A 15,618-nucleotide genomic window follows, 5' to 3' on the forward strand; every position below is an offset into this window, starting at 1 on the left:
GGGACCGCGCCCCTTGCGACTTGTAGAACCCGTTACTACCTTCACGGCAACCGGCCCTTTCTGATGGCCCGTCAGATGGCCGTCGTAAGGCACGTATCCAGGTTCGTACACGGTGGGAGTGAGCCGCCATGCCCTGTCCCGCACTGCCCGACGGGTTCGACCTCACCGACCCCGATCTGCTCCATCACCGGGTGCCGCTCCCGGAGTTCGCCGAGCTGCGCCGGGCGGAACCGGTCCGCTGGATCGAACAGCCGCACGGCATCGCCGGCTTCGCGGACGACGGCTACTGGGCCGTCACCCGGCACGCGGACGTCAAGTACGTCTCCACGCACCCCGAGATCTTCTCGTCCTGGCTCAACACCGCGATCATCCGCTTCACCGAGCACATGCAGCGGGACGCGATCGACGCCCAGCGGCTGATCCTGCTGAACATGGACCCGCCCGAGCACACCCGGGTCCGCCAGATCATCCAGCGCGGTTTCACGCCACGGTCGATCCGGGCTCTGGAGGAGCGGCTGCGCGCCCGCGCCGGGGCGATCACCGACGCGGCCCGCGCCCACTCCGGCCCCTTCGACTTCGTCACCGAGGTCGCCTGCGAGCTCCCCCTCCAGGCGATCGCCGAACTGATCGGCATCCCGCAGGACGACCGGGCCAAGATCTTCGACTGGTCCAACAAGATGATCTCGTACGACGACCCGGAGTACGCGATCACCGAGGCGGTGGGCGCCGAGTCGGCCACCGAGCTGATCGCCTACGCGATGAACATGGCCGCCGACCGCAAGCAGTGCCCGGCCAAGGACATCGTCTCCACGCTGGTGGCGGCCGAGGACGAGGGCAACCTGAACTCCGACGAGTTCGGCTTCTTCGTGCTGATGCTCGCGGTGGCCGGCAACGAGACCACCCGCAACGCCATCACCCACGGCATGCACGCCTTCCTCACCCACCCCGAGGCCTGGGACCTCTACAAGCGAGAGCGCCCCTCGACCACCGCCGAGGAGATCGTCCGCTGGGCCACCCCGGTCAACTCCTTCCAGCGCACCGCCACCCAGGACACCGAGCTGGGCGGCAAGCTGATCCGCAAGGGCGACCGGGTCGGCGTCTTCTACGCCTCGGCCAACCATGACCCCGAGGTCTTCACCGACCCCGACACCTTCGACATCACCCGCGATCCCAACCCCCACCTCGGCTTCGGCGGCGGCGGCCCGCACTACTGCCTGGGCAAGTCCCTCGCGGTCCTCGAGATCGACCTGATCTTCAACGCGATAGCCGACGCGATGCCGACCCTGCGCCTGGTCAGCGACCCGGACCGGCTGCGCTCGGCGTGGATCAACGGGGTGAAGCACCTCCAGGTGACCACGTCGTAACCCCTCGACCCGGGCCGACGGCTCCCGGCGCCGCCGGCCCGCCCCGAGGGAGGCAGGAGCACCCCCTCCCTACGCCCCGTTCCTGCCTCCCCCGAGACGCCGGCGCCGCACGCTCCCGTCACTCCCGTTGCTCCCGTCACTCCCGCCCGGACGCCACCGCCGCCAGCACCCCGGCGACCACCGCCGCGACGAGCAGCGGGATCCCCAGGCTCTCGTGGAGGACCAGCCAGGCGCCCAGGACCGCGCCGGCGATCAGGGCGAGGACCGCGGCCACGCGGCGCGGGGAGTGCGGCCTGGTGGCGTCGCCGAAGTGGGACTCGGAGACCAGGCCGGTCAGGGTCGTCGTCAGGACCGTGGTCGCCGTCAGGTCGGGGATCCCCAGCTTACGGACGTTCGCGTTGCGCAGACCCATCGCGAAGGCGGTCAGCGCGATCAGGGTGTACGTCGTCGCCGTCCCGCCGGGCCGGGCGAAGGCCACCACGGCGGACGCGGCCATCAGGACCGCCTCCGCGGCCAGGGTCACCCGCATCCACCGCCGGCGGGAGCCGCCGCCGAACCGGGCCGAGACCCGGCCGCCCACCGCCGCGCCCAGCAGGAAGGCGGCCAGCGAGGCCGCCGAGTGGGGGACGGAGAAGCCGGGCGCCCCGGCGGCGGCGAAGCCCAGGACCACCACGTTGCCGGTCATGTTCGCGGTGAAGACATGACCGAGGCCCAGATAGCTGACGGCGTCGATCATGCCGCTCATCATGGTCAGGGCCAGCAGTACGAACACCAGCCGCACACCGCGGGTCTCGGGATCGGGGGTCGGTGTCGCCGTGGGCATCGCTCCTCCGGTGGGGACGCGCCGGACCGGGCGGCTCGGTGACCCCGGGGTGCGGCGGCTCTGGGGCATCAGTCCACCACGTCCGGACATGCGTCGGCACCCTCGCCCGGGAGGAGGGGGCGAGGGTGCCGAGGTGCGGGGGGAGCGGAGCGGCCGGCTCAGTACCAGCCGTTGGCCTGCCAGAAGCTCCAGGCGGCCGTCGGGCTGCCGTAGCGGGAGTTCATGTAGTCCAGACCCCACTTGATCTGGGTGGCCGGGTTGGTCTTCCAGTCGGACCCGGCGGACGCCATCTTCGAGCCCGGCAGGGCCTGGACCAGGCCGTAGGCGCCGGAGGAGCCGTTGGTGGCGCTGGGGTTCCAGCCGCTCTCGTGCGAGACGATCTTGCTGAACGCGTTGAACTGTGCGGCGTCCGGGATCATCTTGTGCGCGATCGCCTGAGCGGAGGAGGCCGAGCCGGTGGCGGCCTGGGCGGGCGCCGCGCTCAGCGCCATACCGGCGGTGGCGGCGGCCACGGCGGCAGCGGTGAGGACCTTCTTCGGGGAGGCGATGCGGCGGATGATGGACACGGACACGGAGAACCTCGTTCGTCGGGGACAGGGGGTCGCCGTGCTCCGGAACCACCCGTGGGCGGTGGCCGTGTGCGTCGGCTCCGTGGCCCGCTGGGGGCCGGTGGTGCCTGGCGACGTCCTCCAGAGAAGCAGGCCGCAAACCCGTCCGCAATCACCCCTTTTACTAGTTGTGGTCGCATAGGCGGTGATGGCCCGTTGTGTGGCGTGGCTCTCAATGTGCAGGTCAGAGGCCTTGGCGAATCGGACATTTAGGAAAAGCCTGACTACTACTCGTGGTCGTAGGTGACGTGCGTCATGTGGGGTGCTTCACCGGTCGCGTCACCGGGTGCGTACGACGCCTCACGCCCCGGGGCCGTCGAATGTGACCGCGGTCTCGAAAGCGGCCCTCCTGGTCGCCCGGCGCAGCGCCCGCAGCAGGGCGGGCCCGAGGACCAGGGTGAGGACGACCGTGCACAGGGCCCGGCCCAGGTTCCAGCCCATGGCGGTGGCCAGGCTGTAGGCGAGGAACCGGGCCAGATTGGCCGCGGGCCCGGCGTGCGGGTCGAAGGCGATGTTCGAGGCGGTGCCGGCCAGCAGCGGCCAGCCGGCCAGGTCCACGACCATGCCGTAGCCGAACGCGGCCAGGAAGCCGTAGCCCGCCAGCAGTGCCAGCTCACCGCGCCCGCGCAGCCGCCCGGCACCCGGCAGCAGCCCGGCCCCCATCGTGAACCAGCCCATCGCCAGCATCTGGAACGGCAGCCAGGGCCCCACCCCGCCGGTGAGCAGCGCCGACGCGAACATGGTGAGCGAGCCGAGGGTGAACCCGAAGCCCGGCCCCAGCACCCGCCCGCTCAGCACCATCAGGAAGAACATGGGCTCGATCCCGGCGGTGCCCGCACCGATCGGCCGCAGCGCAGCCCCGGTCGCGGCCAGCACGCCGAGCATGGCGACCGCCTTCGGGCCGAGCCCCGACTCGGAGATCGTCGCCCCGAGCACCGCGACCAGCAGGAGCAGCAGGCCCGCGAAGAGCCAGGGCGCGTCCTGGGCGTGCGAGGTGAGCCGGGAGGACGGCGGGGCGAGGAAGGGCCAGCCGACCGCGACCACGCCGACGGCACTGACGAGGAGGAGGGCGGCCAGCGAGCGGGGGCCGAGCCGCACCGGGCCGGTCATGCCAGCGCCTTGCGCACCTGGGCCACGGTCAGCCACCGCTGCGGCGCGAGGATCTTCGTGACCTGCGGGGCGAAGGACGGCGAGGACACGACGATGTCGTCCGTCGGCCCGTCCGCGATCACCTCGCCCTCCGCGAGCAGCACGACCCGGTGCGCGATCTCCGCGGCCAGCTCCACGTCGTGCGTGGCCAGCACGATCGCGTGCCCGTCGGCGGCGAGCCCGCGCAGCACGCCGACCAGCCGGGCCTTCGCCGCGTAGTCGAGGCCCCGGGTCGGCTCGTCCAGCAGGAGCAGCGGCGGCCGGGCGGCCAGCACGACGGCCAGCGCCAGCGCCAGCCGCTGCCCCTCGGAGAGATCACGGGGATGGGTACCGTCGGCGACCCCGGGCAGCAGCCCGGACACCAGCTCACGACAGGTCCCCGGCGCCGCTCCGGCATCCCGGTCGGCGGCCGCGCACTCGGCGCCGACCGTGTCGGCGTACAGCAGGTCACGGGGTTCCTGCGGGACCAGACCGACCAGGCGCAGCAGGTCCCGCGGGCGGGTGCGATGCGGCACCGCGCCGCCGACCCGGACCGTCCCGGAACCCGGCTCCACCAGCCCGACCAGGGCGCCCAGCAGCGTGGACTTCCCGGCGCCGTTACGGCCCATGAGGGCGACGGTCTCGCCGGGCGCGACGGTGAGATCGACACCGCACAGCGCGTCCACCCGGTCCCGGCGGACGGCGAGGGAACGGACCTCGGCGAGCGGAGGGGCGGGGGACGCGAGGGGAGGTGTGGGAGCCGCGGGGGCCGTCGGGGCGGCGGGGGCCCGATCGTCCGGGGTCCGTCCGGCGAGCCGCTCCCGCAGTCCGCCCGCGCGGCGCCGGGCGTCCCGCACGGTCATCGGCAGCGGCGACCACCCGGCCAGCCGCCCCAGCTCCACCACCGGCGGACACACCGGCGACACGGCCATCACCTCGGCGGGGGTGCCGCACACCGGCGCGGCCCCCGGCTCCGGAAGCAGCACGACCCGGTCGGCGTACTGCACCACCCGCTCCAGCCGGTGCTCGGCCAGGAACACCGTGGTCCCCAGGTCGTGCACCAGCCGCTGGAGCACGGCCAGCACCTCCTCGGCGGCGGCCGGGTCGAGCGCGGAGGTCGGCTCGTCGAGAACCAGGACCTCCGGATGCGGGGTGAGCACCGACCCGATCGCGACCCGCTGCCGCTGCCCGCCCGAGAGCGTGCCGATCGCCCGGTCCCGCAGCCCGTCGAGCCCCAGCAGATCGAGGGTCTCCTCGACCCGCCGCCGCATCACGGCCGGGGCGATCCCCAACGACTCCATCCCGTAGGCCAGTTCGTCCTCCACCGTGCCGGTCACGAAGTGGGCGAGCGGATCCTGTCCCACCGTGCCGACGACATCGGCGAGTTCACGCGGCTTGTGCGTCCGGGTGTCCCGCCCCGCGACGGTGACCCGGCCGCGCAGCGTGCCACCGGTGAAGTGCGGCACCAGCCCGCTGACGGAGTTCAGGACCGTCGACTTGCCGGTACCGGACGGGCCCACCAGCAGGACGAGTTCACCTTCCGGCACCTCGAAGTCGACGCCCTGGACGGCCGGCCGGGCCGCGCCGTCGTACGTCACGGAGACGTCCTCGAAACGGATCACGACGGCTCCTTCGGCACGACGAGGGCGGGCAGCAGACCGAGCAGCACGGCAGCCGCGGGCCACAGCGGCAGCGTGGGGGCGACCAGCGGTACGACCCCGGGATGCAGGGCGTCCGGATCCCGCACCGCGGCGAGCGCCAGCAGCCCGGCGACGGCGGCGCCCGACCCGGACACCAGCCAGGCCCGCCAGTCCCACGCGTCCGGCCGGTAGCGGGTGCGCAGCGAACGGCGGCCACCGAGCCGCAGCCCCGCCAGCGCGGCGACCACCCCGGCCGGCAGCAGGAGCAGCCCGTAACCGCCGCCCTCGGCGGTGAGCAGCCCGTACGTTCCCGCGCACACCCCGAGCAGGCCGCCGAGGGTCAGCGCGGCCGTCGTACGGCGGACCCGGTCCGGTACGTCGGCGCTGCGGCCGTAACCGCGCGCGTCCATCGCGGCGGCGAGGGCGACCGAGCGCTCCAACGCGCCCTCCAGGACCGGCAGTCCGACCTGGAGCAGACCCCGGACGCCGGAGTCGGGACGGCCGCGCAGTCGGCGGGCGGCGCGCAGCCGCTGGACGTCGGCGATCAGGTTCGGCGCGAAGGTGAGGGCGACGACCACGGCCACGCCCAGCTCGTACAGGGCGCCGGGCAGCGACTTCAGGAGACGGGCCGGATCGGCGAGCGCGTTCGCGGCGCCGACGCAGATCAGCAGGGTGGCGATCCTGAGGCCGTCGTAGAGGGAGAAGGCCAGCGCCTCGGCGGTGACCCGGCCACCGAGCCGGATGCCCTGCGCCCAGTGGGGGAGCGGCACCTCGGGGAGGGTGACGAGGGTGTGCGAGCCGGGGACGGGGGAGCCGAGGAGGACGGTGAAGGCGAGCCGGACGAGCAGGACGGCGAGGGCGAGCCTGGCGAAGGCGGAGTAGGAACGGGACCCCTGCGTCCGGCTCCGGCAGGCGGCCACGACGTAGCCGGTGACCGCGACGAGAAGGGCGAGGAGGAGCGGGTTGGTGGTCCGCGAGGCGGCGACACCGAGGGAGAGCGCCCAGAGCCACCAGGCACCGGGGTGCAGGCCGCGGGTACGCCGGGACCGGGGCACGGGGGGTTTCACCCGCCCGCGCCTGCGGGGTGCCGCCGCGCCCACCCTCCCCCACTCTCGGCTTCGCTCGAGCGGGGGGACCCCCATCGCCCCAGCGGCACGGCTGCCCGCGGCCAGGACGTGCCCCGTAAGGGGCGCGGGCCGTATCGATCCGCGGCTCCGCCGCGTGGGCGCGACCGACCCCCACCGGCCCGCACTGTGACGATCACCCATTCTTCCGACGCCGCCCCTGCCAGAACGCTCCCGCGGCCACCACCACGACCACCCCCACCCCGGCCAGCAGCCCCACCGACGGCCCGCCGTCCGACGTACCGCCCGCCGCCACCTTCTCCCCGCATCCCTTCTCGGGATACCCCCCGATGGCACACAGCAGCGCGTTCGTGTCGTACCGCAACGGCTTGGCCACCGCGGCCAGCGCCTCCGCCGCCGTCGCGTCCCGCGCCACCACCGCGCACGCGGTCCGCCGCACCGGCGGCTGCTGCGCGGACGGCGCGTCCGCCGTCGTGCCGAAGTCGATGACCAGCCCCACCCGCTTCTTGCCCCGGACGGCGGCCGTGTCGCCGCAGATCGTCCCGAAGTCCGCCGTCCCGCGTGGCTGCGACGCGTCCCCCGAGTCCTCGCTCACCGCGAACCGGTATCCCTCGACCGCGCCGTCGTCCGGCCGCGCCGTGGCGGGTCCCTGCGTGGCGTACGTCCACCGCGAGCCGTCCCGCTCCCAGAAGGACCAGTAGCGGTAACCGGCGGCCTCCGCCGGCGCCGCGGTCGCCAGCAGGGTCAGCGCGGCCATCACCAGCAGCGCCGCACGGCGGACGCGGACGCCGGTCACGGCTGCCGCTGCTTCCGGCGCCCGCTGAACAGGAAGCCGATGCCGATGCCGGCGACGAGCCCGGTACCGACGATCCACCAGACGCTGGTGCCCGACGAGTCCTTCTTCTCCTTGGTGTGCGCGGCCGCGGCCTCGGGGGCCGGGCCCGTCGCGTTGAGCGCCGTCACCAGGTTCGTACCGCCGAAGTCACGCGGATCCGCGCCCATCGCGTGCGCCGCGAAGATCAGCTCCGCGTAGGCCGCGGGTCCGCTCTGCTTCGCCCACGGCACGGCGTGGGCCTCCAGCCAGGCGTACGGCTGCCGCGCCGGCTTGGTCGAGCCCTGCGCGGCGATGGCCACGACGGCGTCGGCGGTGTTGCCGTAGTCCGGCTGGGGCTTGGCACCGGCGAGCGCGGAGACCAGGTGGTTTCCGTGGTCGTCCATGACCCCCACCAGATACTCGGCGCCGTTGCGGGCCGCGTCGGCCGGCGTCAGCGCCTTGTCGGAGTTCTCGCAGGCATAGCCCTCCTCCGGGGCCTTCCCGGCCGTGGCCGCGAACCCCTTGCCGAGGGCGCCGAGCACCCCGGCGGCCGTCGCGTCCGCGTTGGCGGCCAGCTTTCCGTTCTTGTCCGGCTGGTAGGCGATGCCGCCGCCACCCGCCGCGTCGCAGTGGAGGGACCACTTGGCGAGGAGGCCGGCCGCCGCCTCGTCGGTGCTCTCGCCGGCCGCGGTGAGCGCGCCGATCACCACGCCGGTGGAGTTGGTGTCGCTGGGCGAGCCGGGGGTGTAGCCCCAGCCGCCGTCCTTGTTCCGCTGCGCCTTCAGCCAGGTCACCGCCTTGCCGACGGCGTCGTCGTGCCCGCCGAGCGCCGCCAGTGCCTGTACGGCGGCGGCCGTGCTGTTCGTGTCGACCGTCACCTTGGCACCGCAGGCCGCGGCCGGCTCGGCGCGGAACGCCGCGTACGAGCCGTCGGCGCACTGCTGCCCGGCCAGCCAGTCCACCGCCTTCGTGGCCGGGGTCAGGCCCACCGTGTGCTGGGCGAGCAGGGCGAGCGACTGGCGCCAGACGCCGTCGTACTTGGGGTCCGTGTCGCCGAACAGCCCCGACGGGAGCACTGTCGAAGCGGACGGGGACGGCGACGTGCCGTCGGCGGCCGTCGCGGTCATGGCGGGCGTGGCGGCGCCGATGACGGCGGTGGCGGCCAGCACCGCGGCGCTGCGGCGGAGGACGGTCATGATCGGCGGGTGCCTTTCCCTGCGGGGGAGCCGGGCGGCACGGGACACCCCGGCGGCTCGGCTCCGCGAACCTCGACGGTGCCGTGCGCCGACGGGTGCCGGCGCACATGGGCCGATCAACGTCCCGCGCGGGGCGGTCCGGCTCACCGTCGGTGCGACGGTTCACGGACAGGGGTCGTCCCCGGTTCGGGCGAAGCCGGGAACCGGGGAAGAAGGGACAGTGCCGGGTTTGCACCGGCTTTCCCCCGTACGGGTGATGACGACCCGGCTACTTTACCGGCCGCCGAAGCGAAGCTGAGGGGCGGCTGTGGGTCGTAGCCGCTGGTTATGGTCATGCCATGACGGGGAGACTGCTCGGCTCGGGGCGTTCGGCGGATGTGTACGAGATCGACGAGGCGTGGGTACTGCGCCGGGACCGGGACGGCTGGGGGGACGCGGCCGCCGAGGGCGCGGTGATGACGTACGTACGGGAGCACGGGTATCCGGTGCCCCGGGTGCGGCCCTCCGGGTCCCGTACCGACCTGGTGCTGGAGCGGCTGTCCGGGCCGACCATGCTGGCGGCGCTGCTCGCGGGAGAGATGGGCGCGGCGGAGGGCGGTGCGCTGCTCGCCTCGCTGCTGCGGCGGCTGCACGCGGTGCCCGGACGGGACCCGGCCGCGCACGGCTCCCGCATCCTCCACCTCGACCTGCATCCTGACAATGTGATGCTGACGCCCGACGGGCCGCGGGTCATCGACTGGACCAACGCCGAGGACGGGCCGCCCGGCCTCGACTGGGCCATGTCCGCGGTGATCCTCGCCCAGGTCGCGGTGGGCGAACTGCCGGTGGCCCGCGAGCTGCTCGCGGCCCTGCTCGCCGATCCGGGCGAACTGACCGAGGAGGGGCTGGCGGAGGCCCTGCGACGACGGGCGGCCAATCCGACGATGAGCCGCCGGGAGGTCGAACTGCTGGGTGCGGCCGAGGAGTTGATACGAACCCTGATGTGACCGGACCGCGGGCTGGCCTCGGCTGCGATCCGGTGGCGGCTCAGCGGGGCGCGGGGCCGCATCGGTATGCGGCTCCGCCGCGAGGCGCGACCGGCCAGGACGGCGCCGTGGTCGAACGACGGCCGCCGACCGGCTGCGACGGGCGCCGTGGTCGAACATGGCCGCCGACCGGCTGCGACGGGCGCCGTGGTCGAACGATGGCCGCCGACCGGCCACGACGGGTGCCGCCGCCGAACGACGGCCGCCGACCGGCCGCGAAGGGCGCCGCCGAACGACGGCCGCACAGCACGGCGCGTGCGGCGAAGCGGTCAGGCCGCTGTCACGATCGGGGCGATGCCCGCGGACAGGTGGCGGCCCATCCGGCGCAGGGCGTCGTCGCAGCCGGCGGGATCCTCGCCGACGGCCACCCAGAGCGCCAGCCGGTCGTCGACGGTCGCGTGCGGCCCGGCGGTGACCTGCCGGCCGGCGTCCTGGGTGAGGATCATGCGCTCGGCGCCGGGCTCCTGGGCCGCGTCGGGGGAGAGGGTCAGGTGGTCGAGGCGGCCGGTGGCGGCCGGGTACGCGAACCGGATCGCGGCCGCCCGCTGCCGGGTGGGCGTGGTGTCCGGCACCTCGCCGGTGGCCAGCGCGGCGGCGGCCTGCACGAGGTCCACGCCGGTGGCCCGTCTGACGAGGAGCGGGATCAGGTCGCCCGGGAGACACGGGGTGACGTCGGTGACCCGGGGGCCACGGTCGCTGAGCCGCAGCCCGATGTGCAGCACACCCCGGGTGAGGCCGAGGGCGTGCACGGCGCGGTCGACGGCCAGGCGCAGGAAACGGTTGTGCAGCAGGCCGTCGTGGGCGTGCACGGTGTGCCGGAGCGGCTGCCGGGCGGGCGCCGGGCCCAGGGTCGTACGGGTGATGGCGACGATGCGGATCTCGCCGTCCAGGACGACGGTCTCGGCGCTGACCCTGGGCGTGCCCGGGTCGTCGACGGGGGCCGTGCCGGCGACGAGCGAGGCACGCAGCGCGGCCGGATCGGCGCAGGCGGCGGCCGCGGCGAGGGAGGGGCCGGGGAGCCCCAGCTGCCCGGCGATCCTGGCGGCGGCGACCGTGTACTCGGCCGAGTGGGCCAGCACCCCGCGGACCCGGTGCCGGGCCGCGAACCGCACCACAGCCGACGCCGTCGCCCCGTCCTTGCCGGGGTCCGCCGCGAGGTGACCGGCCAGGCACGGGAGGGCCCAGGTGGGCGGCGCGGCGTCCACCAGCACCACGGGGCGGGCCGCGGCGAGACGCGTCAGCACGAACTCGTCGTACGCGCACCGGCGGCCGGCGCCGAGGAGCAGGACGGGCTGCGACATCGGTGCGCCTCACCTTCCGGGAGGAGGCGGGCGGCTGGTCGCCCCGGATGCCGCTCCCCCATAGGCGGCACCCGGGGCGGGTCGGTTCGACCGTGGCCTGGTGACGTGATCGTTCCCGATCCTTTCTGCCGTACCGTCATATGTCAACGATTGCTGCCCCATTCCGCAGTGACCCTTGTCATGTCTGGTGAGCGGGCCGGGGAATTGGATAACCTCGCGTCTGCTCGGCCGACCGTCTGCTCGGCTGACCGACCGGTCAACGACGTGTCTCCTGGGGGACCTTGGTGAGTGACGCCCATGCCCCGCTGACCGGCGTACTGGTACGGCTGGGGGAACTGACCGGACGGCCCGGGCGGCTGTCCGAGGTGCTGGACGTGGCCGACCTGTCGTACCGCACCGGGATCCCCGTCGGGACGGTCGCCGAACTGCTCGCCGGCGGGACCGCGCCCGAGGCGGGGCTCGCCGAACGGGTGCGGCAGCGGCTGGACTTCATCCGCGAGAACCGGCGCCGGCCCGACGGCAAGCGGTACTCGCTGGGCGAGCTCGCGGCGATCGCCGGCACCAGCAGGCAGTGGCTGAGCGAATGGCGCAAGTGCGGCATGCCGGGCCTCGAACACACCGACCGGATGCGGCGGTTCTTCGGACTGCCGCCCGGTTTCTTCACCGCCGACGATCCCGAGGCGCTGTACGAGGCGCTCCAGCCGGTCCTGCAGGGGCTGGAGGCCCAGGCCGACCCGCTGTCCCGGCTGCGCGAGAGCGGCCTGGTCCGGCTGGCCGCCCGGGCACCGCAGATGAACGCGCGCCAACTCGCCACCCTCGCCGACCTGGCGGAGATGCTCATCACGTCCGAGAGCGCCGCCGCCGGCCAGGCCGTCAACTAGGCCGTGAGCGGGCCGCCTCACGACTCCGCGGACCGCAGGCAGTCGGCCGCCACAGCAGGTCTCCCTCCTCACGCCCGATCTGCCTGACCCGCCTGGGTAGTTCGCGGGCGAGGTCGCGGGGGACGTCGCGGGGGACTCCGCTACACCGCCACGTACGTGACCGGCTCACTCCCCGCCACCGGCTCCACGAGCCCCTGTTTCACCAGGCGCCGCAGATGGGCCTCCGCCTCCGAGACGGCGATGTTCCGCGATCCGTAGGGGATCTGCTCCCAGGGCCGGTTCCACTCCATCCGTACGGCCAACTCCCACAGGGTGAGGGGCTGTCGGAGCAGGACGAGGAGTGCGGTGAGACGTTCCTCGTGGTGGGTCAGAAGCTCCCGTACGCGTGCCGGTGCGTCGGTGAAGGTGTACTGGTGGGCCGGGAGGACCTGGGCGGGGGCGAGCCGGCCGATGCGTTCGAGGGAGTCGAGGTAGTCGCCGAGGGGGTCGGTGACGGTCGCGTCGTCGGGATCCTCGTAGAGACCGATGTGCGGCGTGATCTCGGGGAGCAGATGGTCACCGGAGAACAGCCGCCCACGCCCCGGCAGTTGATCCGGATGCTGCTCCTCCAGATGCAGGCAGACATGCCCGGGTGTGTGCCCCGGCGTCCAGACGGCACGCAGCCGCCGGCCGGGCAGGTCGAGCAGCTCACCGGGAAGGATCTCGCGATCGGGAAGGGCGGGGGACAGACCCGGCGGAGAGCTGCGCCGACGGGGTCCGCCCCGCAGCGGCGCCACATGCTCCTCGGGCGCACCGGCGGCCGTCAGCTTCGCGGCCATGTAGGTGAACCACCGCTCGGGCAGGGTCTCCCGGGCCCGCCGCACGATGGCCGCGTCGGCGGCGTGCATGGCGAGCCAGGCCCCGGAGGCGTCCCGCACCCGCCCCGACAGTCCGTGATGATCGGGGTGATGGTGGGTGATGACGACCCCGTACACCTCACCGACACCCGTACCGCACGCCGCCAGCCCCGCCACCAGAACGTCCCAGGACCCGGGATCGTCCCACCCGGTGTCGACCAGCACCGGCCCACGATCGGTGTCGACGACGTACACCAGCGTGTAGCCGAGGGGATTGTCCGGAATGGGAACCTCGACGGACCGCACACCCCCGCCGTGATCGTGCACGGCCACCTCCGGCCGCGCCGCCGACTCGCCCGACCCGTCGCGCTCGCCCTGACTGTTCGCCATTCGTCGCCCTCCGCCCCCGCACCGCCGCACGGCCATTGCTCACTATAACTAGAACTGGTTCCACATCGGACGGGTCGAGGAGAAGTTCACTTGAGAGGGCTCTGACCAGCGGCGGAGCCGTCATTGACTGTCGTTGTTGGCCGTCGCCAGTTCCTGTCGGACGGCCCACAGACGGCCCCGCTCCCGGCGGGACGGCAGATTTACAGCGGGCTGAGTCCGTCATCCGTGACCTGCACGTTTGTCTCCGCGTGCCGCTGCTGGGGGATACCTGGGGGAACTGGCCTGTGCCAGGTCTGCTCTGTGTTGCGAACAGCCGGTGGCCGGGGTGGGTGCGCGGGTACGGTCGGAATCCTGAATCGGACCATGTTCCGGGGAGTTGTGGTGGCGGAGGGGGACGAGCGGTACGGCGCTGACGGCGGGGACCATGTCGATTTCCGCGGCGGCTCGTTCACCGGTCCGGTCACGGGCAAGGAAGTTCACCACCACTACGGGGTAAGGCGGCCTCCTGTCGTGTGGCCGCATCAAGTGGGGGTGATCCCGCCTCGGGCGGGCTGTTTCCAGACCCGCGCCGAAGTGTTCCGGCTGCGGGAGAAACTCACCGGTGGACAGGCCGCGGTCCTGGTGGGGCAGGACACAGTCCGTGGTCAGGTGCTGGCCGGAATGGGTGGGGTGGGCAAGACTCAACTGGCCGCCGACTACGCCCGCACCGCATGGCAGGACGGCGAGCTGGACCTACTGGTGTGGATCAACGCGAGCAACGCCACCACAGCCGCGTCCGGGTACGCGCAGGCAGCCGTGGAGATCCTGGGAGCCGACCCCGCAGACCGGGAAACAGCCACCCGCGCGTTCCTGGCCTGGCTGGAGCCCAAAGCGAACGCCACGCCGTGCCGATGGCTGGTCGTCCTCGACGACGTCACCGATCCCACCGACCTGAACGGACTGTGGCCGCCCGTCGGCACGCAGGGCCGGACCCTGGTCACCACCCGCCGCCAGGACGCCGCCCTGCCAGGTCGGCTGATCAAGGTCGGGCTGTTCACCGAGGCCGAATCCCTCGCCTACCTCACCTCCTCGCTGCGCGCCCGTAACCGCCACGAGCCCGATCAACAGCTCACCGCACTCGCCAAGGACCTGGGGCACCTGCCGCTCGCGTTGTCACAAGCCGCTGCCTACCTCATCGACGCCGGCATCAGCGCCGCCACCTACCGGGATCTGCTGGCCGACCGCGCCACCCTGCTCGCCGACACCGCCCCCGAAGTCCTGCCCGACGGCCAGACTCACACCGCAGCAGCGGCCTTGTCCCTGTCCGTCGACCGCGCCAACACTCTCCGCCCGGCCGGCCTGGCCCGGCCGATGCTCCAGCTCGCCGCGTTCCTCAGCCCCAACGGAATCCCCGAAGCCGTCCTGACCAGCGCTCCCGCCCTCGCCCACCTGACCCGGCACCGCACCGACAACGGCTCCCGAGTAATACCCCAGCACACACCTCAACCAGAACAACAGAACAAGGCTCCCGCGTCTGTCACTCCGACCGAGGCAGTCGACGCTCTGCGGGCGCTGGCTCGGCTCAGCCTCATCGACCACACCCCCGCCACCCCCCACCAAGCCATCCGAGCCCATCAGCTCATCCAGCGCGCCACCCGTGACACGCTCACCCCCGACCAGCACGACCAACTCGCCCGCACCACCGCCGACGCTCTCATCACCGCATGGCCGGACATCGAACGCGACACCGAACTCGCCCAGGCCCTGCGCGCCAATGCCACCGCCCTCACCCGCACCGCCGGAGATGCCCTGTACCGGCCCGACGCGCATACGGTGCTGTACCGGGCCGGACAAAGCCTCGGCGAAGCCGGCCAGGTCACCGCCGCCACAGCCCACTTCCATCGCCTGACCGAGACCACCGGCCACCGCCTCGGCCCCGACCACCCCGACACCTTGACCGCCCGCGGTGACCTCGCCCACTGGCGGGGGGAGGCGGGCGATGCGGCCGGTGCCGCAGCCGCGTTCGAGCAGCTGCTGACCGACCGGCTGCGGGTGCTGGGCGAGGACCACCCCGACACCCTGATTGCCCGCAGTAGCTTCGCACGGTGGCGGGGGGAGGCGGGCGATGCGGCCGGTGCCGCAGCCGCGTTCGAGCAGCTGCTGACCGACCGGCTGCGGGTGCTGGGCGAGGACCACCCCCGCACCCTGGCCACCCGCCACAACATCGCCTGCTGGCGCGGGGAGGCGGGCGATGCGGCCGGTGCCGCAGCCGCGCTGAAGCAGCTACTGCCCGGCCTGATCCGGGTGCTGGGCGAGGACCACCCCGACACCCTCACCGCCCGCAGTAACCTCGCCCGGTTTCGGGGGGAGGCGGGCGATGCGGCCGGTGCCGCAGCCGCGTTCGAGCAGCTACTGACCGACCAGATCCGGGTGCAGGGCGAGGACCACCCCCACACCCTGATCGCCCGCAGTAACCTCGCCCGGTATCGGGGGGAGGCGGACGATGCGGCCGGTGCCGCAGCCGCGTTCGAGCAGCTACTGAACGACC

The 15,618-nt window shown here is 73.4% G+C and carries 13 protein-coding genes; 4 read left to right on the forward strand and 9 right to left on the reverse strand.

The window, feature by feature from the left end; all coding sequences use genetic code 11:
• Window positions 1–128 precede the first annotated feature (128 nt).
• The gene (locus ACFWXC_RS28070) at window positions 129–1,364 is read left to right on the forward strand and encodes a cytochrome P450 (RefSeq protein ID WP_384483068.1); all 1,236 of its coding nucleotides are present in this window, start codon (window positions 129–131) and stop codon (window positions 1,362–1,364) included.
• Between the two features lie 136 nt (window positions 1,365–1,500).
• Here the strand turns inward: ACFWXC_RS28070 and ACFWXC_RS28075 are convergent, their stop codons facing one another.
• From ACFWXC_RS28075 to ACFWXC_RS28105, 7 genes are all read right to left on the reverse strand, one after another.
• Window positions 1,501–2,187 carry a YoaK family protein gene (locus ACFWXC_RS28075; RefSeq protein WP_384483069.1) on the reverse strand — a complete coding sequence of 229 codons (687 nt, stop codon included), beginning with the start codon at window positions 2,185–2,187 and terminating at the stop codon, window positions 1,501–1,503.
• A gap of 158 nt (window positions 2,188–2,345) precedes the next feature.
• Window positions 2,346–2,759, reverse strand: coding sequence for a transglycosylase SLT domain-containing protein (locus ACFWXC_RS28080; RefSeq protein WP_384483070.1), 414 nt, complete (start codon window positions 2,757–2,759; stop codon window positions 2,346–2,348).
• A gap of 336 nt (window positions 2,760–3,095) precedes the next feature.
• A complete protein-coding gene (locus ACFWXC_RS28085) occupies window positions 3,096–3,905 on the reverse strand; it encodes an ECF transporter S component (protein ID WP_362574415.1) in 810 nt (269 codons plus the stop codon).
• The gene (locus tag ACFWXC_RS28090; protein ID WP_384483071.1) at window positions 3,902–5,545 is read right to left on the reverse strand and encodes an ABC transporter ATP-binding protein; all 1,644 of its coding nucleotides are present in this window, start codon (window positions 5,543–5,545) and stop codon (window positions 3,902–3,904) included. The genes ACFWXC_RS28085 and ACFWXC_RS28090 overlap by 4 nt, the downstream gene beginning before the upstream one ends.
• Entirely contained in the window at window positions 5,542–6,705 is a 1,164-nt protein-coding gene (locus tag ACFWXC_RS28095) for a CbiQ family ECF transporter T component (RefSeq protein ID WP_384483072.1), read from the reverse strand. The genes ACFWXC_RS28090 and ACFWXC_RS28095 overlap by 4 nt, the downstream gene beginning before the upstream one ends.
• 118 nt (window positions 6,706–6,823) lie before the next feature.
• Complete coding sequence (locus ACFWXC_RS28100) at window positions 6,824–7,405, reverse strand: SCO2322 family protein (protein WP_384483171.1); 582 nt, start codon at window positions 7,403–7,405, stop codon at window positions 6,824–6,826.
• A 35-nt stretch (window positions 7,406–7,440) separates the two neighbouring features.
• Complete coding sequence (locus ACFWXC_RS28105; RefSeq protein ID WP_384483073.1) at window positions 7,441–8,658, reverse strand: prenyltransferase/squalene oxidase repeat-containing protein; 1,218 nt, start codon at window positions 8,656–8,658, stop codon at window positions 7,441–7,443.
• Between the two features lie 338 nt (window positions 8,659–8,996).
• On the opposite strand from ACFWXC_RS28105, the gene ACFWXC_RS28110 reads away from it, so the two are divergent.
• Window positions 8,997–9,644: a phosphotransferase gene (locus ACFWXC_RS28110; RefSeq protein WP_384483074.1), complete on the forward strand. Its 648-nt coding sequence runs from the start codon at window positions 8,997–8,999 to the stop codon at window positions 9,642–9,644.
• A gap of 308 nt (window positions 9,645–9,952) precedes the next feature.
• Here ACFWXC_RS28110 and ACFWXC_RS28115 read toward each other — a convergent pair whose 3' ends face one another.
• Window positions 9,953–10,984, reverse strand: a complete 1,032-nt coding sequence (locus ACFWXC_RS28115; protein WP_384483075.1) for a hypothetical protein — start codon at window positions 10,982–10,984, stop codon at window positions 9,953–9,955.
• A gap of 284 nt (window positions 10,985–11,268) precedes the next feature.
• Here ACFWXC_RS28115 and ACFWXC_RS28120 point away from each other — a divergent pair, with 284 nt between their 5' ends.
• Complete coding sequence (locus tag ACFWXC_RS28120) at window positions 11,269–11,865, forward strand: XRE family transcriptional regulator (RefSeq protein ID WP_384483076.1); 597 nt, start codon at window positions 11,269–11,271, stop codon at window positions 11,863–11,865.
• A 140-nt stretch (window positions 11,866–12,005) separates the two neighbouring features.
• On the opposite strand, the gene ACFWXC_RS28125 is transcribed toward ACFWXC_RS28120, so the two are convergent.
• Window positions 12,006–13,091 carry an MBL fold metallo-hydrolase gene (locus ACFWXC_RS28125; RefSeq protein WP_384483077.1) on the reverse strand — a complete coding sequence of 362 codons (1,086 nt, stop codon included), beginning with the start codon at window positions 13,089–13,091 and terminating at the stop codon, window positions 12,006–12,008.
• A gap of 531 nt (window positions 13,092–13,622) precedes the next feature.
• Between ACFWXC_RS28125 and ACFWXC_RS28130 the strand changes: the two genes are divergently transcribed.
• On the forward strand, window positions 13,623–15,618 hold a 1,996-nt coding region (locus tag ACFWXC_RS28130; RefSeq protein WP_384483078.1), incomplete at its 3' end, for a tetratricopeptide repeat protein.

The sequence above is a fragment of the Streptomyces sp. NPDC058683 genome (genome assembly GCF_042716195.1).
GTDB lineage: Bacteria > Actinomycetota > Actinomycetes > Streptomycetales > Streptomycetaceae > Streptomyces.

Bases quoted from the DNA above. Each gene is read 5' to 3' on its own strand.
- ACFWXC_RS28070 (WP_384483068.1), top strand. From the start codon at position 129: ATGCCCTGTCCCGCACTGCCCGACGGGTTCGACCTCACCGACCCCGAT.
- ACFWXC_RS28075 (WP_384483069.1), bottom strand. From the start codon at position 2,187: ATGCCCACGGCGACACCGACCCCCGATCCCGAGACCCGCGGTGTGCGG.
- ACFWXC_RS28085 (WP_362574415.1), bottom strand. From the start codon at position 3,905: ATGACCGGCCCGGTGCGGCTCGGCCCCCGCTCGCTGGCCGCCCTCCTC.
- ACFWXC_RS28095 (WP_384483072.1), bottom strand. From the start codon at position 6,705: ATGGGGGTCCCCCCGCTCGAGCGAAGCCGAGAGTGGGGGAGGGTGGGC.
- ACFWXC_RS28100 (WP_384483171.1), bottom strand. From the start codon at position 7,405: ATGGCCGCGCTGACCCTGCTGGCGACCGCGGCGCCGGCGGAGGCCGCC.
- ACFWXC_RS28105 (WP_384483073.1), bottom strand. From the start codon at position 8,658: ATGACCGTCCTCCGCCGCAGCGCCGCGGTGCTGGCCGCCACCGCCGTC.
- ACFWXC_RS28110 (WP_384483074.1), top strand. From the start codon at position 8,997: ATGACGGGGAGACTGCTCGGCTCGGGGCGTTCGGCGGATGTGTACGAG.
- ACFWXC_RS28115 (WP_384483075.1), bottom strand. From the start codon at position 10,984: ATGTCGCAGCCCGTCCTGCTCCTCGGCGCCGGCCGCCGGTGCGCGTAC.
- ACFWXC_RS28125 (WP_384483077.1), bottom strand. From the start codon at position 13,091: ATGGCGAACAGTCAGGGCGAGCGCGACGGGTCGGGCGAGTCGGCGGCG.